A 25,371-nucleotide genomic window follows, 5' to 3' on the forward strand; every position below is an offset into this window, starting at 1 on the left:
TCCGGGCGGAGCCCCAGGGGGTCCGGGCGGAGCCCCAGGGGGTCCGGGCGGAGCCCCAGGGGGTCCGGGCGGAGCCCCAGGGGGTCCGGGCGGAGCCCGGGGTCCCGCCTTCAGCCCGTCCGGCGTTTGAGGACTGGGGTCCGGGCAGCGCCCGGGGAACGGTGGAAGGGCGGGTAGGGGACAGCCGCCCGCAGGGCCCGGGCAGTCGCACCCGCCCCGCGGGCCCCGCGCCGCCGGACGGAGTTCGGAGCAGCGGGGCGCAGCCCGCGCGGGAGGTCAGGGGCCGCACCGCGGGAGTGGAGGTGCAGGGGAGAGGATGGGCCGCGGGGCGCCGATCTTGGCGGGGCCCGTCGGATTCATTCGGAGGTGCCTCATGGACGCAGCCCGTTCCCACGACCTCGTGCCGCCCGGCCCGCTCGTAGGCGGTGACTGGCTCGCGGAGCGTCTCGGTATACCCGGGCTCGTCGTCTTCGACGCCTCCGTGGGGGCGCATCGGGATGCGAGTCGGGGGATTCCGGGGGCCCGGCCCTTCGACCTCGACGGCGTGCTGTCCGACCACACCGCCGCCGCCCCGCACACCATGCCCGGCCCCGCCGCCTTCGCCGAGGCGATGTCCGCCCTCGGTGTCGACGACACGAGCACGGTCGTCGCGTACGACGGCGCCGGGATCTACTCCAGTGCCCGCGCCTGGTGGATGCTGCGCAGCATGGGCTTCGACCGGGTCGCCGTCCTCGACGGCGGGCTGCCCGCGTGGCTCGCCGCCGGGCTGCCGGTCGAGGAGGGCCGGCCGGGCTACGAGGGCCCGCGCGGCTCCTTCACGGCCCGGCCCCGCGCCGGGCTGCTGGTGGACGCCGCCACCGTCTCGGCGGCCCTGGCCGATCCTGCGGCGGCCGTGCTCGACGCCCGTACGCGCGAGCGCTTCGCCGGCACCGCCCCCGAACCCCGCCCGGGGCTGCGTGGCGGCCACATGCCGGGTGCGGTCAGCCTCCCCTTCGGCGAACTGCAGCGCCCCGACGGCCTGATGCGTCCCGCGGCCGAGCTCCGCGCCGCTTTCGGGGCGGCGGTGGGTGAGCGGGAGCGGCTGTACTTCAGCTGCGGTTCCGGGGTGACGGCCTGTGTGCTTGCGCTCGGGGCGGAACTCGCCGGGTACGGCAACCTCGCGGTGTACGACGGCTCCTGGAGCGAGTGGGGCGTGCCGTCCCCGGACCGGCCGGTCGTGCAGGGGAGTTAGGCCGCCCCCGGCCCCGGGGGTTAACCCCACCCCGGATCCGGGCACATGCACCATGCCCCCGCGGCCACCGCGCGGGCACGATCGACACCATGACCACGAAGACGCGCCCGCGCGGCACCAAGGCCACCGCCACCCTCACCCTCACCGCCACGGCGCTCGCCGCCGGGCTGCTGCTCACCGGTTGTTCCTTCGGCTCGCTCGTCTCCCGCGGCGGACCGGAGAAGACGGCGAGCGCGGACGCCACGGTGGCCGAGGCCGTCACCGCGGTCGAGGTGTCGGACTCCGGAAGCGGGTCCATCGAGGTGGTCGTCGGATCCGGCCCCGGTGTCGTCGTCGGCCGCACCGTCCACTACCACGGCGACACCGTGCCCGAGCCCGCCCAGCGGCTCTCCGGCGGAGTGCTGACCCTCAGCGCCGGCGACTGCTCCGGCCGCTGTTCCGTCGACTACCGGCTGGAGGTACCGGCCTCCGCCACGGTCCGGGCCAAGAGCAGCAGCGGCCGCGTCGCGGTGTCGGGGGTGGCCGCCGCCGACGTCGTGACGTCCTCGGGCGGGGTGCGCGTGGAGCGGATCGCCGGCGCGCTGGAGGTCGGCACGGCCTCCGGCCCGGTCCGGGCGGACCGGATCGCCGGCCCGCTGAAGGTCCGTACGTCCTCGGGCTCGATCACGGCCGGGGAACTGTCCGGAACGGGCGCGGACGCCCGTTCCGACTCCGGCGACGTCCGCCTCGCCTTCACGACGGCCCCGGCCTCGATCGCCGTGCGGACCAGCTCGGGCGAGGCGAAGCTGAAGGTCCCCGCAGCCCCGTACGCACTCGACGTCGCCACCGACTCCGGCGCACGCGACATCACCCTGCCCGCGACCCCCTCCGCCGCGGCCCGCCTCGCGGTGACGACCTCCTCGGGCGACATCCACATCTCCGCGGCCTGAGCACCGGTCCGAGCTACGGGGCTTCGACGACCTGCCAGTCCTCGATCGGCTTCGTCCGGAACAGCCCGCGGTACACCCGCCGGGTCAGCACGGCGGCGCCCGGCCCGTACTCCGCGATCTCTCCGAAGGCCTCGGCGGCGGACTCGTAGACGAACTTCTTGCCCTTGGCGTTCTGGATGACCCATTCCCTGGCCTCGGCGACGCCCTCACCCTCTACGTACATGTGGGGAGCGTAGCCCTGCCCGGAACGCGACCCCGCTCGCGGTGACCTGGGTATTTCCAGTGATGTCACCGCCTGGGTGGGGATGTGCCCGACCCTGTTCGCCCCCGGCGAACGGGTGTTGGGGAACATTGGGCGACGCACATGCATTGAGTCGGCATAGCTCAACTTCACTGCCGGAGGGAACATCATGGCTTCGACGTCCGTAACGCTCACCCTGCCCGTGCTGCCGCTCGACGACGAGGTCGTGCTGCCCGGGATGGTCGTTCCGCTGGACCTGTCCGACGCCGAGGTGCGGGGTGCCGTCGAGGCCGCTCAGGCTGCTCAGGCCGGTGCCGCCGGGGACAAGCCGAAGGTGCTCCTCGTGCCGCGGGTCGACGGGAAGTACGCCGCCACCGGGGTGCTCGGGACCGTCGAGCAGGTGGGGCGGCTGTCCGACGGGGATCCCGGGGCGCTGATCCGGGGACGGGGCCGGGTAAGGATCGGGGCCGGTACGACCGGGCCCGGGGCGGCGCTCTGGGTCGAGGGGGAGACGGTGGACGAGAGCGTCCCCGATCCGCTGCCCGGGGCCGTCGCCGAGCTCGTCAAGGAGTACAAGGCGCTCGCCACCAGTTGGCTCAAGAAGCGCGGGGCCTGGCAGGTCGTGGACCGGGTGCAGCAGATCGAGGGGGTCGGGGCGCTCGCGGACAACTCCGGCTACTCCCCGTTCCTGAGCGTCGAGCAGAAGGTGGAGCTGCTGGAGACGGCCGACCCCGTCGCCCGGCTGCGGCTCGCCGTCAAGGCCCTCAGCGAGCACCTCGCCGAGCAGGACGTCGCCGAGTCCATCGCCAAGGACGTCCAGGACGGCGTCGACAAGCAGCAGCGCGAGTTCCTGCTGAAGCGCCAGCTCGATGCCGTGCGCAAGGAACTGCGCGAGCTCAGCGGGGAGAAGGACGGCGAGGAGTCCGACGACTACCGGGCCCGGGTCGAGGCCGCCGACCTGCCCGAGAAGGTACGGGAGGCCGCCCTCAAGGAGGTCGACAAGCTGGAGCGCTCCAGCGACCAGTCCCCGGAGGGGTCCTGGATCCGCACCTGGCTGGACACCGTGCTCGAACTGCCCTGGAACGAGCGCACGGAGGACGCGTACGACATCCGGGGCGCCAGGGCCGTACTGGACGCCGAGCACGCCGGGCTGAGTGACGTGAAGGACCGGATCACCGAGTACCTCGCCGTGCGCAAGCGCCGTTCCGAGCGGGGGATGGGCGTCGTCGGCGGGCGCCGGGGCGGGGCCGTGCTGGCGCTCGTAGGCCCTCCGGGCGTCGGAAAGACCTCGCTGGGCGAGAGCGTGGCCCACGCCATGGGGCGCGAGTTCGTCCGCGTGGCCCTCGGCGGGGTCCGCGACGAGGCCGAGATCCGCGGGCACCGGCGTACGTACGTGGGCGCGCTGCCCGGCCGGATCGTACGGGCCATCAAGGAGGCGGGGTCCATGAACCCGGTCGTCCTGCTCGACGAGATCGACAAGGTCGGCTCCGACTTCCGCGGAGACCCGGCGGCCGCGCTGCTTGAAGTCCTCGACCCGGCCCAGAACCACACCTTCCGGGACCACTACCTGGAGGTGGAACTGGACCTGAGCGACGTCGTGTTCCTCGCCACCGCCAACGTGCTCGAAGCCATCCCCGAGGCCCTCGCCGACCGCATGGAACTGGTCCGCCTCGACGGCTACACCGAGGACGAGAAGGTCGTCATCGCCCGGGACCACCTGCTGCCCCGGCAGCTGGAGCGCGCCGGCCTGGCCGCGGAGGAAGTGGTCCTGGAGGAGGACGCGCTGCGCAAGCTGGCGGGGGAGTACACCCGCGAGGCGGGCGTGCGCACCCTGGAGCGTTCCCTCGCCCGGCTGCTGCGCAAGGTGGCCTCCCAGCACGAGCTGGGGGAGCGGGAGCTGCCGCTGCGGATCGGCGCGGACGACCTGCGGGTGCTCATCGGGCGGCCGCACCACGTACCGGAGTCCGCGCAGGACCCGGCCGAGCGGCGTACCGCGGTACCGGGCGTGGCCACCGGCCTCGCCGTGACCGGGGCGGGCGGCGACGTCCTGTTCGTCGAGGCCTCGCTGGCCGATCCCGAGACGGGCGCGGCCGGGCTCACGCTGACGGGCCAGCTCGGGGACGTGATGAAGGAGTCGGCGCAGATCGCGCTCAGCTTCCTGCGCTCGCACGGCGCCGAGCTCGAACTCCCGGTCGCCGACCTGAAGGACCGGGGCGTGCACATCCACTTCCCGGCGGGAGCGGTGCCGAAGGACGGCCCGAGCGCGGGCATCACCATGACGACGGCGCTGGCCTCCCTGCTGTCGGGCCGACAGGTCCGCACGGACGTGGCCATGACCGGCGAGGTCTCGCTCACCGGGCGGGTGCTGCCGATCGGCGGGGTCAAGCAGAAGCTGCTGGCCGCGCACCGGGCCGGGCTGACCACCGTCATCATCCCGAAGCGGAACGAGGCCGACCTGGACGACGTTCCCGCCGAGGTGCTGGCCGGGCTGTCGGTGCACCCGGTGACGGACGTACGGCAGGTCCTGGAGCTGGCGCTGTCGCCGGCGGCGGCGGAGACGACGGCGGACACGGCGACGGATGCGGCCGTGGACGGGGTGCCGGTGGCCGCCGCGGCCTGATCCGGCGGCCGGCATCCGCCCGGCCGCCCGGCTGCCGTCCGGGCCGGGGGCCCGGGGTTCCCCGCTCCGGCGGGGCCCCGGGCCCCCGGCGTACGCGCTGCGAAATACTGGTGGACCACACACCAGCGAAGGAGCGGGCCGTGCACGGGACCGACGACCAGGAGTTCCTTGCCCTGGAGCGGGAGCTGTCCGTCTTCCTCCGGCGGGCCCGGGCCTCCTCCGGGGAGATGGCGCGCGAGCTGCACCCCGAACTGGAACCGGCCGCGTACGGGCTCCTCGTACGGCTGGAAGCCGCCGGCCGGCAGCGGGCGACCGAGCTCGCCGCGTACTTCGGGGTCGGCAAGGCCACGATGAGCCGGCAGCTGCGGGCCCTGGAGGTGCTGGGCCTGCTGGCCCGCGAGCCGGACCCGGCGGACGGGCGGGCCTTCCTGGTCGGGCTCACCGAGGAGGGGCGGGAGCGCTTCCTGCGGGTCCGGGGCGCCCGGCGCGAGCAGTACATGCGCAAGCTCGCGGACTGGGACCGCGGGGAAGTGGCGGAACTGGCACGGCTCCTGAACCAGTTGAACGCGGGCGGGGAGTAGCTCCCCAGACGCCAGACCCCAGAGCCCAGAGCCCCCTAGAGCTCCGCGTAAGCCGCCGACGCGTCGTCGTGGCGCTTGCCGCGCCGGTGGGTCCGGAGCGGATCCGATTCCAGGGTGCGGACCCGGTCGATCAGGGACTGCGCGCCCTCCTTGCGCAGCACGGCCAGGCATTCGGCCCAGTCGCCCTCTCCGAACGTGTCCGTCCACCGGCTGGCCCCGTCCGTGAGCACCGCCACCGCACGCACCTCCGCGCGCGGCGTCCGCCCGGTCACCGCCCGGGCCGCCACCTCCGGGTCCGCGGCGGCGGTGAAGAAGCCGCCCTCCGCGTTGCGCAGCGCGTCCGCGGAGGCCTCCGTACGCAGGCGTTCGCGCGGGATCCGGTCCAGCCGGTCGTCGAGGACGGCGCGCACCTCGCCGCCGGGCGCCTGGAGGAGGAGTACGGAATCCGAGAGCACCAGGTGCTCGACGCAGGAGGCGTCCCAGCGGACCACGACCACCGTCGCCTGCGGCGTCCGGACGTGAGAAAGGTCACAGGTGTCGCGGTGGGCGTCCGCGGTGACGCGGATGGCCTCCGCGAGGACGCGGTCGAGCGGCATGTCCCGGCGCGATCCGGACAGTTCGGTCAATCGGCCGCCGAGCCGGGCCGCGAACCACGGCACTCCGTGCGCGCATCCGACCTCGCCCGGCGGCGGGGTGACCCCGTCGAGGGCGACCAGGACCCCGCCGCCCGAGGCGGGGATCGCGGCCGACAGCCAGTCCTCGTTGGGGCGTTCCGGATTGCCGGGGGCGGAGGAGAGATCGATGCGCATGTGAACATTCTGCTCGCGCGGGGCCGCGCGGAAGCGGAACGGGACATGGAAGGGCGGGGAAGGTCCGGACCAAAGTGCGACGGGTGGGGAGAGAAGGGACTTCCGGGGCCTGCGGGGTGGCCCTCCGCGATGTGGCCGAGCATCCTGCCAAAAGCCGCATCGATCTTTCAACCACCCGTCCACGGCAGCGCTCTGACAGCCGATCGCCGAGTTGGTCGCCAACTCCTCCGTGCTGTTCACTCCTTCGTGTGGCCGGGCGGGCGATGTGCGGCCCTCTTCCCGACGCACTGCGAGGGTCTGAGGCGGTACGGCGGTGGACGCGCGTACGCGGCACCGGGTAGCACGTACCGGGCATCAGACAACGAGCACGAGCAGCACACGTAAACACGTAAACAGGATTGCGAGCACCGGTGCAGAAGAAGCGGCCTCGGAAGAACGGCACCGTCGCGAACGGCACCGCACCCGACGGCACCGCACCCGGCCGACGAGCCCCCGGCGGCCCGGTCGTCGCGGCCGCACCCGCCGGGCGCCGCGTCCGGGTGCGCCGCAGGCTGGTCATCGGGGTCGCCGTGGCCGGGCTCGCCGTGCTCGTGGCGGGTGCGCCCGCCGTCCTGTCCGCCTCCGCGGACCTCAGCGACTCCCAGCGGCTGGTCACCCTCGCCGACCGGAGCCGGCAGACCCTCACCCTCGCCCACCTGCTCGGGGACGAGCGCGACGCCGTCACCGCCTACGTGGCCAAGGGTCGCCCCGGCGGCGCCCGGGGCCAGCAGGCCGCCGCGGTCCAGGAACGCGCGGCGGGCACCGACCGCCAGCTCGCCGAGGTCCAGCGTGAAGCCGACGAGGAGCTCGCCCGCGCCCTCGGCCGGGTCGCGGCTGTCCGCACCGAGGCCATCCAGGGCCGGGACAGCGCCCTCGCCGCCCACCAGGCCTACTCCGGGGTCATCGCCGAACTCCTCGCACCCGGCACCCGGCTCGCCGAACTGACCCCGCCGCGCGCCGCCGACGCCCTCGTCACCGCCCGACCGCTGGCCGCCCTCGGCCAGGCCGTGGAGCAGGCCTCCGCCACCCGCGGGCTGCTGCTCGCCGCGCTGTCCGTGCCCGGCGGCGACAAGCAGCCGGGCGCCGCCTTCGTGGACGAACTCACCGCCGCCGCCCAGCGGGCGCGCGTACGGGAGCAGGGCGCGCTCGACGATTTCGCGCGGGCCGCGCGTCCCGACGTACGCCAGAGCCTCACCGCCACCGTCACCGGACCCGAGGTCAAGACGGCCGACGACTACCTCAAGCGGCTCACCGACCGGCCGGCCCTTTCCACGGCCGACCGCAAGCTCGATCCCGGCGACGTCGGACCGGCCCTCACCGCCCGCGTCGACCGCATGCGTTCGGTCGAGGCCACCCTCGCCGGCCAGCGCGCCACCGCGCTCGCCGCGCTGCGCGACGACGACGTGACCGCGCTGGAGGTCATGGTCGCCTTCCTCGGCGTGCTGTTCCTCCTCACCCTCGGCATCTCCACCGCCATCGCGCGCTCCCTCACCCGCCCGCTGTCGGTCCTGCGGCGCGGTGCGGCCCGGCTGGCCACGCCGGAGGGCTCGGTGGAACCGGTCCGCTTCACGGGCCGCAACGACGAGTTCGCCGAAGTGGTGCGCCACCTCAACGCAGTACGCGACCAGACGGTCTCCCTGCACACCCGGATCGCCGGACTCGACGCCGACCGGCACCGCCTCGTGGGCCGCACCGAGGCGCTCTCGGCCGGCCGGGAGGCCCTGGAGGAGGAACTCGCGCAGCTGCGGGCGGGGCTGGAGGAGCACCGCCGCATCATGTCGACCACCTCCGTGTCGCTGTCCCTGCGCACCCTCGGGCTCGTCGAGCGCCAGCTCGCCGTCATCGAGGAGCTGGAGTCGCAGGAGCCGGACCCGGACCGCCTCTCCACCCTCTTCAAGCTCGACCACCTGGCGACCGTGATGCGCCGCCACAACGAGAACCTGCTCGTCCTCGCCGGCCAGGAACACGGCCACGGACAGGGCCTGCCGGTGCCGCTGGTGGACGTCATGCGGGCGGCGGTCAGCGAGATCGAGCGCTACGAGCGCGTCGACCTCGGGGTGCTGCCCTCGTACACGCAGGTCGCAGGGCACGCCGCCGACGACATCTCGCACGTCCTGGCGGAGCTGCTGGAGAACGCGACGACCTTCTCGCCGCCCGACGCCAAGGTCAAGGTGTCCGGCTGGCTGCTGGACTCCGGCGACGTGGTGCTGTCCGTCGTCGACGAGGGCATCGGGATCACCGGTGACCGGCTCGCCACGCTGAACGAGCGGCTCGCCACGCCCGACGCGTACGACGAGGAGCCCGAGTCGGAGCACGGCCTGGGCCTCGGCCTGTACGTGGCCGGGCGGCTCGCGGCCCGGCACGGGGTCAGCGCGGAGCTGCGCGCCCCGGGGCACGGTGGCACGGAGGCCCTGGTCGTCGTACCGGCGGCGCTGCTCCCCGCCACCCCGCCGGCTTCCCCGGTCCACACCCTGGGCGCACCGGGCGCACCCGCGCTGCACCTGCCCGGGGTGATCGCGGAGGCCAACGAGAACACCCTCCCCTCGCGCCTACGGGGCCCTGCCGCCGCGCCGCCGAAGACCCCGGCGGAGCCGGTGGGCCAGGCCCCGGCGGAGCCCGCCGTCGAGGCGGCCCCGGCCCCCGTCCCGGCCCCGGCGGCCGAGGAGGCCCTTCCGGAGCCCGCCTCCTTCCCCGAGCCGGAGCCGGCGCACGGCACCGCGCACGACACCGCGCGGGCCACCGCCGAGGAGCCGCCCGCGCGGGTCGCTCCGGAGCCGGCTCCGGCGGCGTTCGCGCCCCCGCCCGGGCAGCTGCCGCCCACGGAGCAGGTGTTCCGGGTCCCGGCCGCCGCGGAGGCGCCGGTCGAGGTGCCGGCCGAGCAGGTGTTCCGGGTTCCGGCCGCCGCCGAGGCGCCCGTCGACGTACCCGCCGAGCAGGTGTTCCGCGTACCGCCGCAGGCCGCCGCGCCCGCCGGGCAGGACGACGCCGGGGAGTCCGGCCCGCAGGAGGTCCTCACCGACAAGGGGCTCCCCAAGCGGAGCCCCCGTACGGTGGCCGCCGGGCGCGGGGACGAGGCGCGTCCGGCCCCGGGCCGGGTGGACGCCGAGGAGCTGCGCCGCCGTCTCGGCGGGTTCTACCGGGGAGCCCTGGACGGGCGCCGCGTGGTGGAGGCCGAGCTCGCGCAGGACCCCCGCAATGGCCCGCCGCAGGACCAGGGGCAGACCGACCGGGGGGACACCGCACAGGAGGCACGCACATGAACGCGTCCAGTACGTACGGACTGAGCACCCAGGCCCGCAACCTTCAGTGGCTGCTGACCGACCTCGTCGAGGAGGTACCCGGGGTCAACTCGGTGGCCGTCGTGTCCTCGGACGGGCTCCTCCTGCTGTCCTCCGATCCCGCGGCACCCGACACACCAGCCGCCGCCCGCCCCGCGGGCCCCCGCGGAGCGTCCGCCGATCTCGCGACCATCGTCTCCGGCCTCGGCTCGCTCACCACGGGCGCGGCCGCCCTGATGGACGGGGGCTCGGTCAAGCAGACGATGGTGGCCATGGAGCACGGTTCCGTGTTCGTCATGTCCATCAGCGACGGCTCGCTCCTCGGCGTGCACGCCACGCCGGACTGCGACATGAGCGTCGTCGCCTACCACATGGCCTTGTTCGTGGGCCGCGCCGGCCACGTCCTGACCCCCGAAGTCCGCAGTGAGCTGCGCCAGTCGATGGAGAACACCCCGTGAGGAGTCCGGCCTCCGACCGGCTGCCGATACGCGGCGCCGACCGCCGTCCCGCCCGCGTACGCCCGTACTCCCTGACGGGCGGCCGTACCCGCTTCACGCAGGTCCTGCACGTCGAGACCTTCGTCGCGGCCCTCGACACCAAGGTGTCCGGGCCGCGCAAGGCCGACCGGATGCCGGAGATGCCGGCGATCGTCGAGGTCTGCCGCCGCATGCGGACGATCGCCGAGATCGCCGCCCTGCTGAAGCTTCCGCTCGGCGTGGTCCGCGTCCTGGTCAGCGATCTCGCCGACCAGGGCAGGATCCGTGTCTACGGGACCGGGCACGGCAGCGGCCGTCCCGACCGCGCTCTGCTCGAAAGGGTGCTCAGTGGGCTCCGCCGTCTCTGAAACCGGCCTCTTCTCCGCGCGCACGGACGCGGACCCGAACACGGCCCCGGACACGGATCCGGACGAGCCCGTACAGCCCTGGCAGTACGACCGCTCGCGCGCGCCCGTCGCCGTGAAGGTGCTGGTGGCGGGCGGTTTCGGGGTGGGCAAGACCACCTTCGTCGGTTCCGTCTCCGAGATCCGGCCGCTGCGCACCGAAGCGGTGATGACCGAGGCCGCCGCTCCGACGGACGACCTGTCCGCGACCCCGGACAAGCACACCACCACGGTCGCCATGGACTTCGGACGCGTGACCCTCGACGACGACCTCGTCCTGTACGTGTACGGGACCCCCGGCCAGGAACGCTTCTGGTTCATGTGGGACGACCTGGTGCGCGGCGCCGTCGGCGGGATCGTCCTCGCCGACACGCGGCGGCTGCGCGACTGCTTCCCCGCCCTCGACTACTTCGAGAGCTGCGGGCTCCCGTACGCCGTGGCCGTCAACCACTTCGAGGGCACGCCTTCGTACGAACCGGAGGACGTGCGGGAGGCGCTGACCATACCGGGGCACGTACCCGTCGTGATCATGGACGCGCGGCGCCGGGTCACGGTACTGGAATCCCTGATGACCCTCGTGGGCCACGCCCTCGACACGACTCCCGAATAGAGAACGTGCACATGCGCAAGATACTCGTCGTCGGTGCCGGCCAGTCCGGCCTGCAGCTCGCCCTCGGACTCCAGGCGAAGGGCTACGAGGTCACCCTCATGTCCAACCGGACGGCGGACGAGATACGCACCGGCCGGGTCATGTCCACGCAGTGCATGTTCGATACGGCGCTCCAGCACGAGCGGAACCTCCAGCTGAACTTCTGGGAGCAGCAGGCGCCGAAGATCGAGGGCCTGGGCGTCTCCGTCTCCGCCCCCGACAGCAGCCGCGCCGTCGACTGGCTCGGCCGGCTGAAGGGCTTCGCCCAGTCCGTCGACCAGCGCGTGAAGATGGCCGGCTGGCTCGACACCTTCGCGCAGCGCGGCGGCCAGCTGGTCATCCACGGGGCTTCCGTCTCCGACCTGGACTTCTTCTCCCGTACGTACGACCTGGTGCTGGTCGCGGCCGGCAAGGGCGAGCTGGTCTCGCTGTTCGCCCGGGACGCCGCCCGCTCCCCGTACGACGCCCCGCAGCGCGCGCTCGCCGTGTCCTACGTGCACGGGCTGGGTCCGCGCCCCGAGCACCCGGAGACGGAGGCCGTGCGCTGCAACCTGGTCCCGGGCGCCGGCGAGCTGTTCGTGATGCCGACCCTGACCACCTCCGGGCGCGCCGACATCCTGTTCTGGGAGGGGATCCCGGGCGGACCGCTGGACGTCTTCGGCGGCGTGAAGGACCCGGCGGACCACCTCGCGCTGACGCTGGATCTGATGGAGAAGTTCACTCCCTGGGAGTACGCGCGGGCGACGAAGGTGGAGCTGACGGACGCGGGCGCCACGCTCGCCGGGCGGTACGCCCCCGTGGTCCGCAACCCCATCGGCCGGCTGCCGGGCGGCGGGCTGGTGCTGGGCGTGGCGGACGTGGTCGTCGCCAACGACCCGATCACCGGGCAGGGTTCGAACTCCGCCGCCAAGTGCGCGGCCTCCTACCTCTCGTCGATCCTCATGCACGGGGACAACCCGTTCGACGAGGCGTGGATGAAGGCGACCTTCGACAAGTACTGGTTCACCAGCGGCAAGCCCGTCACCCAGTGGACCAACGCCATGCTCGGCGTCCCGCCGGAGCACGTGCTGAACCTGATCGGCGCGGCCGGGCAGCTCCAGCCGGTGGCGGATCGATTCGCCAACGGCTTCGACAACCCGGCCGACTTCGACGCGTACTTCTACGACCCGGAGGACGCGGCGGACTACCTCGCGGAGGTCGCGGGCGCCTCGGACGCTGCGGACGTCCAGGACGCCTAGGACGTCTCGGGCGCCCCGGCCTCCGAGTAGCCCGTGTCGTCCCCCGCCGTCGCGGCCTCGGGCAGCGGCGGCGGGGTGAAGGACCGCAGCGGAGCTCCGTCGGGGTCCGGCCGTACCGCGCCGAGCAGCGGATTCGCGGCGATCGGCGAGACCTTCACCTTCGCGCCCGGCCGCGGCGCCTGGATGACCTTGCCGTCGCCGATGTAGAGGGCCACGTGGGTGGCGGTCGGGAAGTACACCACCAGGTCGCCGGGGCGCAGTTCGTCGAGCGGCACCCGGGGCAGCCGGGCCCACTGCTCCTGACTGGTCCGGGGGATCTCGCGGCCGGCGTGGGCCCAGGCCTGCGAGGTCAGCCCCGAACAGTCGAAGGAGGCCGGCCCCTCGGCGCCCCAGACGTACGGCTTCCCGATCTGGGCGGCCGCGTACGTCAGGGCCGTGCCGCCGGCCGCGGTCGGGGTGCGCAGCGACGGTGCGCCGCCGCTGCCCAGCTTCCCCGAACCGAGCAGCTCCCGCTGCGCGGTGGCGGTGTCCCGGGCCTCCCGCGCGTCGAGCTCGGTGAGCTGGGCGGGGGTGAGCGAGGCCAGCATCCGCTCGACCTCCCTGAGCTGCGCGGCGGCCTCCTCCTTGCGCTCCTTGGTCTCGGCGGCCAGCTTCTGTTCCGAGTCCAGGGCCTTGCGGGCGGCTGTGGCCAGGGCGTCGGCCTGGCGCTCGCCCCGGGTGAGCCGGTCCAGCGCGGCGGCCCGCCGGGCGCCCTCGCGTTCCGCGACCCGGCGCTGCTCCAGGGCCCCCTGGGGGTCCCCCGCGAACAGCATCCGGGCGTACGGGGAGAACCCGCGGGACCCCTTGTACTGCTCGCGCGCCAGCCGGCCCGTGGTGGTCTGGGCTTCGGTGACGGCGGTACGGGCCTTCCCGAGCTCGGTGCTGAGCCGGCTCTCCTCGCGCTGCCGGCCCGCGAGCGCGGTCTCGGCGGCGTTGTAGGCCTCGGCGGCCTGCTCGGCGCGCTGATAGAGGCCCTGGAGGCGGGTGAGCAGGACGCCGACGGGTTCGGCGGGGGCGCCCGGGGTGCCCGGAGTCGTGGGTGTGTCCGGGGCCGCCGGTGCCTCCGGGACCGCGGGGGCCTCCGGGACCGCGGGTGCGGCGGGTTCGGCGTGGGCGACGGGGAGCGGGCCCGCCGTGACGAGGGCTGCGGCGAGGCAGGCGGCACGAAGCAGCCGGCGCCGACGTCGATGTGACATGGGGTCACCTCCAGGCGGCCGATGCTGCCACGCGCGGTATGACAAATCGCCCAACGGTGCGGCCGACCGGGCCCGGGGTCACCCGGTTGGCGGGTCGGGGGGAGCGGGCCGGCGGCACGGAAACCTGTTCGATCGGGAGTCGTCCGCATGGGATGCTGCCTGGCGATGATCACCTTTGACGCGCGTCGTAACCCGCTGCTCACCCTCGCCGCCACCGCGGTCGCCCTCACGGTTCTGTCCGGCTGCCAGGACTCCGGGAGCGCCGGGTCCGCCGCAGCATCCGCATCCGCATCCGCCACGGTGTCCGCATCCGCATCCGCGTCCACCCCGGCTTCCGCCGCGCCCGCTGCCGGGGCGTTCGAACCGGAGCAGGCCCTCGCGGAGGCCGCGCGGACGCCCTACGCGGCGACGATGAAGGCGTCCACCCAGCTCGCCGGGAAGGACGTCGCCACGAGCACGGGCCGCGGCAACTTCGAAACCCTGTTCACGGGCCGGATGGAGACCCGCTCCACGGACGCGCTCCCCGCCGCGCAGGCCGTCTGGATGGAGAGCGTGATGACGGCGGACGGCACGTACGTCCGCGACCGCCTCAAGCCGGGCGGCGCCTGGACCAAGGCGCCGCGCTCCCCGGACAACCAGGCGAGCTACACGGGTTACGCGAAGCTCCTGCTCGCCACCGGACCTTCGGCGAGGAAGGGCATGGAGGACCTGGGCGGAATCCCCGCGTACCACCTCACCGGGCGCCTCGATGTCGATCAGATCGCCTCGGTCGATCCGCGGGTGCACCGGTCGATGAAGGCGAAGGGCGTCACGGGCTTCGACTGCGACCAGTGGATCGACGCCCACGGCCGCACGCTCCGCTTCGAACAGCGGATGGAGATGCGCGGCATGGCGGGCGGCAACAAGGTCACCTTCGGCGAGTTCGGTCCGGTCGAGACCTTCGCAGCACCCACGGGCGGCTGACCCGGACCCCGGCCGTCAGTCCCGCAGCAGGCGGGCCTTGGCCGTCGAGAACTCCTCCGGAGTGAGCAGGCCTTCGCGGGCCAGCGAGGCCAGCTGGGTCAGGCGGTCCGTCAGTTCGGCCCCGGGGGAGACCGGTCCGGGGACGCCCCGGCCGGCGGGGGGACCCGGACGGGCGGCCGCGGACTCCCGGCGGGCGGAGGGACCAGCGGCCGGGGCCGTGCCCGAGCCCGGACCCGGACCCGAGCCCGCGCCCGAGCGCGGATCCGGGCCTGAGGCGGTGCCAGGACCCGGAGCTGTGCCCGCGCCCGGGGTGTCCTGAGGGTGCGGGGTCGGGGCCGCCACCGGGTGCTGGGACGCGTCCCAGACGTAGGCCCCGCGGGCCAGGAGTCCGCGCAGCAGGGGGTGGCCCGCGGGGCGAAGGGAGGGGTTCACCACGGAGCCGATGGGGCGGATGAACATCAGGCCGCCCCCAGCCGGTCGGCCGGGAGCCGGACCGCTCCGGCGATCCGGCCGCCCGCCGCGCGGACGGCGATGGCGGCGTCCTCGGCCCATACGTGCTCGACGACGAGGAGGAGGGCGCAGCTCCCGCGGTCCATCAGCTCGGCCGACTCCCTGACGTCCTCCGGCCCGATCAGCGGGGCCGCCTCCCGGTGGGCGAGCAGACCCCGGAGTTCGACGAACTCGTCGAACTCCGCCGACAGCACCTCGCCGCTCGCGGTCCTGGTGGCCACCAGCCCGTCGACCAGCCGGACGACCCCGGCCTTGCGCAGCCCCATCACCGCCTCGACCGCCGCGACCCGCAGCTGTTCTTCCGGAAAGGCCAGGACGATGAACTCCGCAGGTCCCATGGGAGGAGACTCCTGATCCGCTGATTCCCTGATCCGCTGATTCGCTTCCGACCAGTTCTGACGACTCTTCGGCACACTATGACATAAGCGGACATACGGCCCGGCTCCTTGCTACGTTTCCCCGTATGACCGCTCTGACGGCGAAGGTGACGGAACCCGCCCCGCCACCGCCCCCCGACGCCCGCACGCCCAAGCGTCGTGGAGTCGAGCTGTCGCTGCTCTTCGGCGCCGTCCTGATCGCCGTCCTCGGCCACCTCTACGTCGGGCTCGCCACCACCGGCCAGATCCCCGCGGCCGCCTCCCACTACGCCGCCGGACTCGGGGTGGCCGCGCTCGTCGCCCATCTGGCCGTCCGCCTGTTCGCCCCGTACGCCGATCCGCTGCTGCTGCCGATCGCCGTCCTGCTCAACGGCCTCGGTCTCGTCCTCATCCAGCGCCTCGACGCCACCACCCCAGGCAACGCCACCGCCGGCGAGCAACTGCGCTGGTCCGCCCTGGGGGTGGTGCTCTTCGTGCTCGCCGTCGCGCTGCTGCGCGATCACCGGGTGCTGCAGAGGTACGCGTACCTGTCCGTCGCCACCGCCCTCGTGCTGATGCTGGTGCCCGTCTTCTTCCCGGCCGTGAACGGCGCGCACATCTGGATCCGGTTCGCCGGACTCTCCTTCCAGCCGGGGGAGTTCGCCAAGATCCTGCTCGCCGTCTTCTTCGCCTCCTACCTCGCGGCGAACCGCACCGCCCTGGCCCTCACCGGGCGCACCCTCTTCTGGAAGCTGAGGCTGCTGCCCGGCCGGGTGCTCGGCCCGATCCTGGCCATCTGGCTGCTCTCCGTCGGCGTGCTCGTCCTGGAGCGCGACCTCGGGACCTCGCTGCTCTTCTTCGGGCTCTTCGTGATCATGCTGTTCACGGCCACCGGCCGGATCGGCTGGATCGCCATCGGGCTGCTGCTCGCGGCCGTGGGCGCGTACGCCGTCGGAACGTTCGAGCCGCACGTGAACAGCCGCGTGGACGACTGGCTGAATCCTTTCGCCTCGATCGAGCGCGGCGACGGCCCCGGTCAGCTCGCCCAGTCCCTCTTCGCCTTCGGGGCCGGTGGACTGCTCGGAGCCGGGCTCGGCCACGGCCAGTCCTTCCTCATCGGGTTCGCCGCCAAATCGGACTTCATCCTCGCCACCGCGGGGGAGGAGCTCGGCCTCGTCGGCCTCACCGCGATCCTGCTCCTCTACGGGCTGCTCGTCGCCCGCGGTTTCCGCACCGGGCTGGCGCTGCGCGACCCCTTCGGGCGGCTCCTCGCCACCGGACTCGCCTCGATCGTCGCGCTCCAGGTGTTCGTCATCGCCGGCGGGGTCACCGGGCTGATCCCGCTGACCGGCATGGCCATGCCCTTCCTCGCCCAGGGCGGCTCCTCCGTGGTCACCAACTGGATCATCGTCGCGCTGCTCGTCCGGCTCAGCGACAGCGCCCGCAGGCCCGGACCGGCAGAGGAGGCCGACGGGTGATCCGCTACATCCGCTGGTGCGCGTACTTCTGCGCCCTGCTGCTCGTCGCCCTGCTGGTCAACGTCACCCGGGTGCAGGTCTGGGAGGCCGCGGGGTACGGCGCGAACCCGGCCAACAAACGCCCCGCCATCGAGCGGTACGCCGAACCGCGCGGGGACATCACCGTCGACGGCCGTCCCGTCACCGGCTCCCGGGACAGCCGCCAACTGCTGCGCTACGAGCGCACGTACAAGAACGGCCCGCTCTACGCGCCCGTGACCGGCTTCGCCTCCCAGACCTACGGGACCAGCTTCCTGGAGCGCGCCGAGGACGCGATCCTGTCCGGCACCGCCCCCGGGCTCTCCGCCTTCCCGCTCTGGTACGAGCTCTCGCGCGGCCGCCCCGGCGGCGGGAACGCCGCCACCACCATCCGGGCGAACATGCAGCTGGCCGCGTACGCCGGGCTCGCGGGCAAGCGGGGCGCGGTCGCCGCCGTGGAGCCGTCCACCGGCAAGATCCTCGCGCTGGTCAGCAGCCCCTCCTACGACCCCGGGGTGCTCTCCGGGACGGGGCCGCGGGTGAAGGAGGCCTGGGAGGGGCTCAACGCGGACCCCGCCAAGCCGATGCTCAACCGCGCGCTGCGCGAGACGTACCCGCCCGGCTCCACCTTCAAGATCGTGACGGCGGCCGCCGCCCTCGACGCGGGCGTGGTCACCGACGTGGACGCGCCGACCGAGACCCCGGACCCGTACCCGCTGCCCGGCACCAGCACCCTGCTGCCGAACGCGGGCACGGGCTGCGCCGACGCCTCCATGGCGGACGCGGTGCAGTGGTCGTGCAACACGGTGATGGCGAAGATCGGCGTACAGGTCGGGCTGCGCGGGATGACGGAGGCGGCGCGGCGGTTCGGCTTCAACGACGCGGGGCTGCGGGTGCCGGCCTGGGTGTCGCGGTCGAACTTCGACACCGACATGAGCCCCGACCAGCTGGCCCTGTCCTCGATCGGGCAGTTCAACACCAAGGCCACCCCGCTGCAGATGGCCATGGTGGCGGCGGCCGTGGCCAACGGCGGGGAGCTGAAGGCCCCCTACCTGGTGGACCGCACGACCCAGGACGACGGGGACCCGGTCCGCCGCGCGGATCAGCGCAGTCTGGGCCGGGCCATGTCCCCGCTGACCGCGATGCGGATGCAGGAGCTCATGGTGAAGGTGGTGGAGGGCGGCACCGGCCGCAACGCGGCGATCCCCGGAGCCGTGGTCGGCGGCAAGACCGGTACGGCCCAGCACGGCGTCGGCAACGCGGGCACCCCGTACGCCTGGTTCATCTCCTGGGCCGGACCGAAGGGCGGCAGGCCGCCGGCGGTGGCGGTCGCGGTGGTCGTCGAGGACGCGTCGGCGGTCCGCGGGGACATCAGCGGGAACGGCGCGGCCGCGCCGATCGCCCGGGCGGTGATGGAGGCGGCGCTGTCCGCCCAGTGAAATGGCTTCGGGGAGGCGGCCGTTCTGTGCCTACGGTGAGGAAATGACCCACGAACTGGCACAGGTGAACATATCCCGGCTCAAGTACCCCCTCGATTCCCCGGAGCTGAAGGACTTCGTCGACGGCCTCGACCACGTCAACGGCGTCGCCGACGCGGCGGAGGGGTTCGTCTGGCGGCTGGTGGGCGAAGGGGACGATGGGGGTGACGCCACCGCGGTACGGGTCTTCGACGACGAGTGGATCATCATCAACATGTCCGTCTGGCGCGACTTCGACGCCCTGAAGGCCTTCATGTACGCCGGCCGGCACCGCGAGCTGATGGTCCGCCGCCGGGAGTGGTTCGAGCACGTCAAGGAGGCCATGACCGCCCTGTGGTGGGTCCCGGCGGGGCAGCGCCCCACGGTCGCGGACGCCGAGGAACGCCTGCTCCACCTGCGGCAACACGGCCCGACTCCGCATGCGTTCACCCTGAGTACCCGGTTCGCACCGCAGCCCGTGGCGTAGGGCCGCAGGCCCGGCACCGTCCGCGAGCCGGGCCGCCGCCCTAGGTGTCCGCCCCCTCCGCGACGGCCTCCGCCACCTCCGCCACCCGCAGCTCCTCCTCGGCCGCGAACCGTTCCCGGTCGAGGGCCTCGGCGATCTCCTCGTCCTGGCTCATCAGCAGGTCCAGGTTGGAGTTCCCCATCTCGAAGACGCCCATGTCCAGGTACGCCTTCTGCAGCCGCTCGCCCCACAGCCCGATGTCCTTCACGCACGGCACGATCCGGCTGAACAGCAGCTTGCGGAAGAGCGCGAGGAACTCCGACCGCTCGCTGAGCTCCTCCGACTCCCGGCGCGAGATGCCGAAGTTCTCCAGCACCTCCACCCCGCGCAGCCGGTCCCGCATCAGGTAGCAGCCCTCGATCACGAACTCCTCGCGCTCGCGCAGCTCCGCGTCCGACAGCTGCTTGTAGTAGTCGCGCAGGGCCATCCGCCCGAAGGCCACGTGCCGTGCCTCGTCCTGCATCACGTAGGCCAGGATCTGCTTCGGCAGCGGCTTGTTCGTGGTGTCGCGGATCATCCCGAAGGCGGCCAGCGCCAGTCCCTCGATGAGCACCTGCATGCCGAGGTAGGGCATGTCCCAGCGGGAGTCGCGCAGGGTGTCGCCGAGCAGTCCCTGCAGGCTGTCGTTGATCGGGTACAGCATCCCGATCTTCTCGTGCAGGAAGCGCCCGAAGATCTCCGCGTGCCGGGCCTCGTCCATGGTCTGGGTGGCGGAGTAGAACTTCGCGTCGAGGTCCGGCACCGACTCGACGATGCGCGCCGCGCACACCATCGCGCCCTGCTCGCCGTGCAGGAACTGGCTGAAGTTCCATGCGCTGTAGTGCCGGCGCAGTTCGCCCCGGTCCTGCTCCGTGAGCTTGGCCCAGTGCCGGGTGCCGTGCAGCGGAAGAGCCTCGTCCGGGGTGCCCAGGGGATCGTACGGATCCACCTCGATGCCCCAGTCGATGCGCTTGGCGCCGTCCCACTGCTTGTCCTTGCCCTTCTGGTACAGGGCCAGCAGCCGCTCGCGGCCGCCGTCGTACTCCCAGCTGAACCGGGCGTTGCCGGAGGCGGGGACCGCCCAGACGGTCTCGCCGGGATCGTTGGTGTAGAGCCGTTGCGTCGACACTGACGCCCCCTCGTCTCACGTAACCGCGTACTTCCGTACGGGACCGGACAGTTGGCAGCGTCACACGTTGGTAGACGGGCGGTCAACAAGTCACGCACGAGGGATTGACGGTCTTGCTGACAGGCAGTCTCATAAGAGGTGACCGCCGGTAACTCGACGCAGAGGTGTCCGAAGCCATGACCACCGTGACCGAACGAGCCGAGCTGCGCGACGCCCTCGGCCTGCTCAAGGACCGCGAGCAGATCGCCGAGCGACTGCTCGAATCCTCGGCGAAGCACTCCTTCGACCCGGACAAGGAACTCGACTGGGACGCCCCGCCCATCGACGGCAAGTACTACTGGCCGCCGGAGCTGCTCTCCCTCTTCGACACCCCGCTCTGGAAGAAGATGGGCGAGGAGCAGCGCATCGAGCTCTCCCGCCACGAGGCGGCGGCCCTCGGCTCGCTCGGCATCTGGTTCGAGATCATCCTCATGCAGCTCCTGGTCCGGCACGTCTACGACAAGCCCCTGACCAGCAATCACGTCCGGTACGCGCTCACCGAGATCGCCGACGAGTGCCGCCACTCGATGATGTTCGCCCGCATGATCAAAACGGGCGGCGCCCCCGAGTACCCGGTCTCCCGCGCCAACCACAACCTCGCCCGCGTCCTGAAGACCGTCTCCACCACCCCCGGCTCCTTCGCCTGCACCCTCCTCGGCGAGGAGGTCCTCGACTGGATGCAGCGCCTGACCTTCCCCGACGAGCGCATCCAGCCCCTCGTCCGCGGAGTCACCCGCATCCACGTCATCGAGGAGGCGCGCCACGTCCGTTACGCCCGCGAGGAACTGCGCCGCCAGATGCTGACCGCCCCGCGCTGGGAGCAGGAACTCACCCGTGTGAGCTGCGGCCAGGCCGCCCGCGTCTTCTCCCAGGCCTTCGTCAACCCCCAGGTCTACGACAACATCGGCCTCGACCGGCGCGAGGCGCTGGCCCAGGTCAAGGCGAGCGGCCACCGCCGGGAGGTCATGCAGACCGGAGCCAAGCGGCTCACCGACTTCCTGGACGACATCGGCGTGCTGCGCGGAGCCGGCCGCAGGCTCTGGAAGAGCTCGGGCCTCCTCGCCTGAACACTCCTCACCCCAGGGCCATGGGGTGCGGCTACCCTGCGGACATGACAGCCGTACGGGCGTACCGCAGGATGAGCGTCGAGGAGCGCCGGGCCCAGCTCCTCGATGCGGCCCTGACGTTGTTCGCACACCGGGCGCCGGAGGAGGTCTCGCTCGACGACGTGGCCGAGGCCGCCGGCGTCTCGCGACCCCTCGTCTACCGCTACTTCCCCGGCGGGAAGCAGCAGCTCTACGAGGCGGCCCTCCGCTCGGCCGCCGACGTCCTGCGGCTCTGCTTCGCCGAACCCCAGGCCGGCCCCCTGACCCAGCGGCTCTCCCGGGCCCTGGACCGCTACCTCGCCTTCGTCGACGAGCACGACGCCGGTTTCTCCGCCCTCCTCCAGGGCGGCAGCGTGGTCGAAACCTCCCGCACCACCGCCACCGTGGACGGCATCCGCCGGGCCGCCGCCGAGGCGATCCTCTTCCACCTCGGCGTACCGGCCCCCGGCCCGCGCCTGCGCATGATGGTGCGCACGTGGATCACGGCGGTGGAGGCCGCCTCCCTGATCTGGATCGACGAGGGCAAGCAGCCGGAGACCGATTCGCTCCGCGACTGGCTGGTGGACCAGTTCATCGCCCTCCTCACGGCCACGGCCGCCACCGACCCGGAGACGGCAGCCGCGGCCCGCGCCGCCCTCGCGCTCGAATCGGCGGACGGACCGGTGGGGGTGCTGGCCCGCCGGGTGATCCCGGTGGTCTCGGAGGCGGCCCACCTCCTGTGACCGCCGAAGAGCTGTGACCTCGGAAGAGCTGTGACCTCCGAAGAACCGCGACCTCCGAACAGCTGTGAGACTGGAGGGGTGAGAAGCCAACCCACCCCCTTCGAGGGCGGCCCGATGGACGGCCGGATCCTCCCGATCCTCCTCGGCCCGACCGGCCACCCGTCGAAGTGGTACGAGATCCCGGTCCCCGCCCCGGACGGCGGCGCCCCCACGGTCCTGCTCTACGAGCGGGTCCCCGCGGGGTACTCCAAGCGGCTGGGCCTCCAGCAGGGATGGAAGTACGTCTACGCCCCGGGCGGCCAGAAGCCGAAGCTCCGCTGGCCCTGGACCAAGCCGACCCCGCCGCCCCCGACCCCGGCCCCGCCGGGGGAGTGAGGGCCGGGCCCCGCCCGACGGCGGCCCGGCCCGGCCCCGCCAGGCGGCTGCCGTGGGTCAGCTCACGGCAGCCGGGCCTCGACCAGGGTCAGTACGGCCTCCGCCCCGCCCTCCCCGTCCCCGGTGGGCTCCGCCTGCCGGAACACCAGCCGGGCCCCGATGACCTCCGCCTGCCCCACCGCGATCGTCAGCCCCAGCCCGTGCCCCTTGCTCCCGCCCCCGGTGCGGAACCGCTGGGGCCCGTGGGACACGAGGTACTCGGGATAGCCGTCGCCGTGGTCCCGTACCGTCACCACCGGCCCGTCCACCGTCACCACCACCGGCGGCCGTCCGTGCTTGTGGGCATTGGCGACCAGGTTCCCCAGCACCCGTTCCAGCCGGCGCCGGTCCGTCTCCACGTGCGCGTCCCGGACCACCACCACCTCGGTACCGGTCCCCGACGCCCGCACCACCCGCCGCGCGAGCCGCCCGAGCTGGTGCAGGTCCGTCTCCACCACCTCACTGCCCGAGTCGAGCCGGGAGATCTCCAGCAGGTCCTCCGTGAGCTGCCGCATCGTGCGCACCCGCTCCTGCACCAGCTCCGTCGCCCGCCCCTCCGGCAGCAGCTCCGAAGCCGCCTGCAGACCGGTCAGCGGGGTGCGCAGCTCGTGCGCCACGTCCGCCGTGAACCGCTGCTCCCGCTGGAGCTTCGTCTGCAGGCTGGCCGCCATCGTGTCCAGGGCCGCCGCCACCGTCGCCACCTCGTCCTGGTGCCGCGAGGGGTCCTTGGTGCGCGGGTCCCCGACCCGGGCGTCCAGGTCGCCCTGGGTGATCCGGCGGGCCACCGTCGCCGTCTGGTGCAGCCGCCGCGTCACCCGGGTCACGGCGAAGGCGCCCACGAGCAGCGTCCCGCCGATGGCCAGCACCGACGAGCCGATGATCGCGTTGTCCAGCCCGGTGATGGTCCGCGCGCTCTGCCCGTAGTCCACGGCCGCGGCCAGCGCCTTGCCGTCGGCCGGGGCCGCCGCCCACATCAGCTGGCGGTCCCCGTGCCGCGCCACGAGCGTCCCGCGCTGCCCGGTCAGGGCCAGCGCGCGCAGCCGGTCCGGCAGTCCGGCCGGATCCAGCCCGGACCCCGGCGGCAGCATCTCGCCGGCCTCGTAGGCGCGCGAGGCGTCGGTCAGTTTGCCGAGGGCCTTCTCGCGGGCCGTCGCGACGGTCTGCCGGCTCACCTCCACGTGCACGAGCACGCCCAGCACCGCCGCGAGCGCGCAGCACATCAGCACGATGAAGCACGCCGACTTCCAGGTCAGCGTCGCCGTCCACGAGGGCATCCGCGGCTTCACCGCGCGGCCCCCGGCGAGCCGGGGCTCGGGGAAGGTGCAGGGGTCCGGCTCGGGCCGGTGCGGGGCACGCGGACGATCTGCTCCCACGCGGGCAGCATCGAGCGCTGGGTCGCGTCCCAGGACCAGGTGGTGTTCACCTCGTAGCCGGCGTTGGCGCTCGGGACGCGCAGGATCACGTCCCGGCCGGCGAGCTCGACGCTGATGACGGTGTCGGTGGTGGCCATGATCCGGTTGAGCCGGCCCTCGGCGTCCGCCGTGTAGACGCGCACGGACATCTGCCGCTCCGGGTACTCGATGCCGACGATCAGCTCGTCCTTGCCGTTGCCGGTGAGGTCCCGGTAGTACGGCGTCAGCACCGGACAATTCCTCGGATCGGCCCCGTCCGTCCCGCACGCCAGGATCGCGGCGGCGGTCTCGGGCGGCATCCCGTCCGGACCGGTCCGCAGGTTCGAGTGGGCCCGCAGCTCCGCCTGCACCAGGGTCACCGGGCTGATCGCGTGCACGTTCTGGTCCTGGACGGGCGCGATCCCGGGCACGTACTCGGGCGGCGCACCCCCGGGATCGGCGGGCGGTACGACGGCCCCCACGCGCCCCGGCCACAGGTGTACGGGCCCGCTCGCGGTCGGGGTCGCCCCGGCACCGGCCAGCCCGCCGGTGTCACCGCAGGCGCTCACCAGCGGCAGCAGCAGGGCGGCCAGCAGCCCGGCCGACAGACCGGCCCGGACACGCCGGTCCCGGCCCGGGCTCCGGCCCCGGTTCCCGCTCACCCGTCCACCCTCCTCCGCCGCGCGCCTGTGCCCGTCCACAGTAGGCAGAGGCGCATCGTTTCCGCCCGTGAGCCCGGGCCGGGAAGCCGGGGTCCGCGGGAGGAGTGGGGCCTACGCCTCCGTCCGCCCGCGGCGCAGCATCGCGAAGCCCAGCCCGGCGGCTCCGACCGCCGCGAAGCCGGCACCCGCGGCGATCAGCAGCATGCCGTCGCCGGGGCCGTCGGCCAGGTTGTCCAGGCCCAGCGCCTCGACGGTCCCGGCACCCTCGCGCGGGGCCGCGGCGACGGGGACGACCTGCCCGTCGCGGTGCGCGGTCTTGTACCCGGCGGTGCTCCCGGCGCCGGAGTCCGCCGCACCGCTCCCGCCCCCGGACCAGGAGCTGAGCCGGCCGTCGGACCGCAGCGCGAGGTGCATCTCCCCGGCGTCGCCGAAGCCGGTGCTGCCGTCGCGGCTGGTCAGGGTCGCGGCCGTGGAACCGTCGGGGTTGAGGACATCGGCCTGGTAGGCACCCTTGGCCACGCGGTACACGCGGGCGGTGGAGACGCCGTCGGCCAGGGACAGGGTCTTGACCAGGGTCCGCGGGGCGGTGACGCCCTGCGGACCGGAAGCCGGCGCCGCCCCGTCGGCGAGCGCGGCCGCCGTGGGGAACGCCAGCAGGGCGCCGGCACCCACGGCCACGGCGGCGGCGCGGACGAGCGTGCGAGGGCTGCGGCTCCGGCTGCGGCTCACGGTGTTCACGGGAACGTCCTTCGGTGCAGGTCAGGCCCTGGGCTGTCCAGGTGGGATAAACGTATGCACCGGCCGTTGCGGTAACCCGTTGCTTCTGTAACAGCCGTGCCTCGACGACCCGGCGGAGTCGTTACACACCGGAGGCCGCACGGCACGCACCGC

25 protein-coding genes are annotated in these 25,371 nt (G+C 73.4%); 16 read left to right on the top strand and 9 right to left on the bottom strand.

What is annotated here, in order from left to right:
* Positions 1-373: 373 nt before the first annotated feature.
* Together NLX94_RS18880 and NLX94_RS18885 are read left to right on the top strand one after the other, a co-directional pair.
* Complete coding sequence (locus NLX94_RS18880) at positions 374-1,231, top strand: sulfurtransferase (RefSeq protein WP_254384120.1); 858 nt, start codon at positions 374-376, stop codon at positions 1,229-1,231.
* Positions 1,232-1,320: 89 nt separating this feature from the next.
* Entirely contained in the window at positions 1,321-2,160 is an 840-nt protein-coding gene (locus NLX94_RS18885) for a DUF4097 family beta strand repeat-containing protein (RefSeq protein WP_254384121.1), read from the top strand.
* A 13-nt stretch (positions 2,161-2,173) separates the two neighbouring features.
* On the opposite strand, the gene NLX94_RS18890 is transcribed toward NLX94_RS18885, so the two are convergent.
* A complete protein-coding gene (locus NLX94_RS18890) occupies positions 2,174-2,383 on the bottom strand; it encodes a hypothetical protein (RefSeq protein ID WP_254384122.1) in 210 nt (69 codons plus the stop codon).
* Between the two features lie 187 nt (positions 2,384-2,570).
* Between NLX94_RS18890 and lon the strand changes: the two genes are divergently transcribed.
* Entirely contained in the window at positions 2,571-5,021 is a 2,451-nt protein-coding gene (gene lon / locus NLX94_RS18895; protein WP_254384123.1) for an endopeptidase La, read from the top strand.
* A gap of 140 nt (positions 5,022-5,161) precedes the next feature.
* Positions 5,162-5,602 (top strand): MarR family transcriptional regulator, encoded by a 441-nt coding sequence (locus NLX94_RS18900; RefSeq protein ID WP_254384124.1) that lies wholly within the window; start codon positions 5,162-5,164, stop codon positions 5,600-5,602.
* Positions 5,603-5,637: 35 nt separating this feature from the next.
* Here NLX94_RS18900 and NLX94_RS18905 read toward each other — a convergent pair whose 3' ends face one another.
* Positions 5,638-6,411, bottom strand: coding sequence for a protein phosphatase 2C domain-containing protein (locus NLX94_RS18905; protein WP_254384125.1), 774 nt, complete (start codon positions 6,409-6,411; stop codon positions 5,638-5,640).
* A gap of 410 nt (positions 6,412-6,821) precedes the next feature.
* Between NLX94_RS18905 and NLX94_RS38980 the strand changes: the two genes are divergently transcribed.
* Genes NLX94_RS38980 through NLX94_RS18935 form a run of 5 tightly spaced genes read left to right on the top strand, consistent with a single transcriptional unit; the run spans position 6,822 to position 12,495 of the window.
* A complete protein-coding gene (locus NLX94_RS38980) occupies positions 6,822-9,710 on the top strand; it encodes a nitrate- and nitrite sensing domain-containing protein (RefSeq protein WP_308402456.1) in 2,889 nt (962 codons plus the stop codon).
* A complete protein-coding gene (locus NLX94_RS18920) occupies positions 9,707-10,186 on the top strand; it encodes a roadblock/LC7 domain-containing protein (RefSeq protein WP_254384126.1) in 480 nt (159 codons plus the stop codon). The genes NLX94_RS38980 and NLX94_RS18920 overlap by 4 nt, the downstream gene beginning before the upstream one ends.
* On the top strand, positions 10,183-10,572 hold the full coding sequence (locus NLX94_RS18925) for a DUF742 domain-containing protein (RefSeq protein WP_254384127.1): 390 nt from the start codon (positions 10,183-10,185) through the stop codon (positions 10,570-10,572). The genes NLX94_RS18920 and NLX94_RS18925 overlap by 4 nt, the downstream gene beginning before the upstream one ends.
* A complete protein-coding gene (locus NLX94_RS18930) occupies positions 10,553-11,218 on the top strand; it encodes an ATP/GTP-binding protein (protein WP_254384128.1) in 666 nt (221 codons plus the stop codon). Before NLX94_RS18925 ends, NLX94_RS18930 begins: the two co-directional genes overlap by 20 nt.
* Before the next feature lie 11 nt (positions 11,219-11,229).
* Positions 11,230-12,495, top strand: a complete 1,266-nt coding sequence (locus NLX94_RS18935) for a styrene monooxygenase/indole monooxygenase family protein (protein WP_254384129.1) — start codon at positions 11,230-11,232, stop codon at positions 12,493-12,495.
* On the opposite strand, the gene NLX94_RS18940 is transcribed toward NLX94_RS18935, so the two are convergent.
* Positions 12,492-13,730, bottom strand: a complete 1,239-nt coding sequence (locus NLX94_RS18940; protein ID WP_254384130.1) for a C40 family peptidase — start codon at positions 13,728-13,730, stop codon at positions 12,492-12,494. The two genes, NLX94_RS18935 and NLX94_RS18940, sit on opposite strands and share 4 nt — an antisense overlap.
* A 165-nt stretch (positions 13,731-13,895) precedes the next feature.
* Between NLX94_RS18940 and NLX94_RS18945 the strand changes: the two genes are divergently transcribed.
* Positions 13,896-14,693, top strand: coding sequence for a hypothetical protein (locus tag NLX94_RS18945; protein WP_254384131.1), 798 nt, complete (start codon positions 13,896-13,898; stop codon positions 14,691-14,693).
* Positions 14,694-14,708: 15 nt separating this feature from the next.
* On the opposite strand, the gene NLX94_RS18950 is transcribed toward NLX94_RS18945, so the two are convergent.
* Both NLX94_RS18950 and NLX94_RS18955 read right to left on the bottom strand, forming a co-directional pair.
* Positions 14,709-15,152 carry an SHOCT domain-containing protein gene (locus NLX94_RS18950; protein WP_254384132.1) on the bottom strand — a complete coding sequence of 148 codons (444 nt, stop codon included), beginning with the start codon at positions 15,150-15,152 and terminating at the stop codon, positions 14,709-14,711.
* Complete coding sequence (locus NLX94_RS18955; protein ID WP_254384133.1) at positions 15,152-15,541, bottom strand: DUF6325 family protein; 390 nt, start codon at positions 15,539-15,541, stop codon at positions 15,152-15,154. The genes NLX94_RS18950 and NLX94_RS18955 overlap by 1 nt, the downstream gene beginning before the upstream one ends.
* Positions 15,542-15,666: 125 nt before the next feature.
* Here NLX94_RS18955 and NLX94_RS18960 point away from each other — a divergent pair, with 125 nt between their 5' ends.
* From NLX94_RS18960 to NLX94_RS18970, 3 genes are read left to right on the top strand one after another with little or no spacing between them, the layout of a single operon-like run.
* Positions 15,667-17,037 carry an FtsW/RodA/SpoVE family cell cycle protein gene (locus NLX94_RS18960; protein WP_254384134.1) on the top strand — a complete coding sequence of 457 codons (1,371 nt, stop codon included), beginning with the start codon at positions 15,667-15,669 and terminating at the stop codon, positions 17,035-17,037.
* Positions 17,034-18,494 carry a penicillin-binding transpeptidase domain-containing protein gene (locus NLX94_RS18965; protein ID WP_254384135.1) on the top strand — a complete coding sequence of 487 codons (1,461 nt, stop codon included), beginning with the start codon at positions 17,034-17,036 and terminating at the stop codon, positions 18,492-18,494. The genes NLX94_RS18960 and NLX94_RS18965 overlap by 4 nt, the downstream gene beginning before the upstream one ends.
* Positions 18,495-18,537: 43 nt before the next feature.
* Entirely contained in the window at positions 18,538-18,999 is a 462-nt protein-coding gene (locus NLX94_RS18970) for a DUF3291 domain-containing protein (protein ID WP_254384136.1), read from the top strand.
* Positions 19,000-19,039: 40 nt separating this feature from the next.
* On the opposite strand, the gene NLX94_RS18975 is transcribed toward NLX94_RS18970, so the two are convergent.
* The gene (locus NLX94_RS18975; RefSeq protein ID WP_254384137.1) at positions 19,040-20,146 is read right to left on the bottom strand and encodes a ferritin-like domain-containing protein; all 1,107 of its coding nucleotides are present in this window, start codon (positions 20,144-20,146) and stop codon (positions 19,040-19,042) included.
* A gap of 176 nt (positions 20,147-20,322) precedes the next feature.
* On the opposite strand from NLX94_RS18975, the gene NLX94_RS18980 reads away from it, so the two are divergent.
* The 3 genes from NLX94_RS18980 (at position 20,323) to NLX94_RS18990 (ending at position 22,388) form a co-directional block, all read left to right on the top strand.
* Positions 20,323-21,252, top strand: coding sequence for a diiron oxygenase (locus NLX94_RS18980; RefSeq protein ID WP_254384138.1), 930 nt, complete (start codon positions 20,323-20,325; stop codon positions 21,250-21,252).
* Positions 21,253-21,296: 44 nt separating this feature from the next.
* On the top strand, positions 21,297-22,013 hold the full coding sequence (locus NLX94_RS18985; protein ID WP_254384139.1) for a TetR/AcrR family transcriptional regulator: 717 nt from the start codon (positions 21,297-21,299) through the stop codon (positions 22,011-22,013).
* A gap of 78 nt (positions 22,014-22,091) precedes the next feature.
* A complete protein-coding gene (locus NLX94_RS18990; protein ID WP_254384140.1) occupies positions 22,092-22,388 on the top strand; it encodes a hypothetical protein in 297 nt (98 codons plus the stop codon).
* Between the two features lie 62 nt (positions 22,389-22,450).
* On the opposite strand, the gene NLX94_RS18995 is transcribed toward NLX94_RS18990, so the two are convergent.
* From NLX94_RS18995 to NLX94_RS19005, 3 genes are all read right to left on the bottom strand, one after another.
* Entirely contained in the window at positions 22,451-23,701 is a 1,251-nt protein-coding gene (locus NLX94_RS18995) for a HAMP domain-containing sensor histidine kinase (RefSeq protein WP_254384375.1), read from the bottom strand.
* An 8-nt stretch (positions 23,702-23,709) separates the two neighbouring features.
* Complete coding sequence (locus NLX94_RS19000; protein ID WP_254384141.1) at positions 23,710-24,480, bottom strand: hypothetical protein; 771 nt, start codon at positions 24,478-24,480, stop codon at positions 23,710-23,712.
* A 111-nt stretch (positions 24,481-24,591) separates the two neighbouring features.
* Entirely contained in the window at positions 24,592-25,218 is a 627-nt protein-coding gene (locus tag NLX94_RS19005; protein ID WP_254384142.1) for a hypothetical protein, read from the bottom strand.
* Positions 25,219-25,371: the final 153 nt, after the last annotated feature.

Source organism: Streptomyces sp. TBY4 (genome assembly GCF_024213195.1).
In the GTDB taxonomy this organism is placed as follows: Bacteria; Actinomycetota; Actinomycetes; order Streptomycetales; family Streptomycetaceae; genus Streptomyces.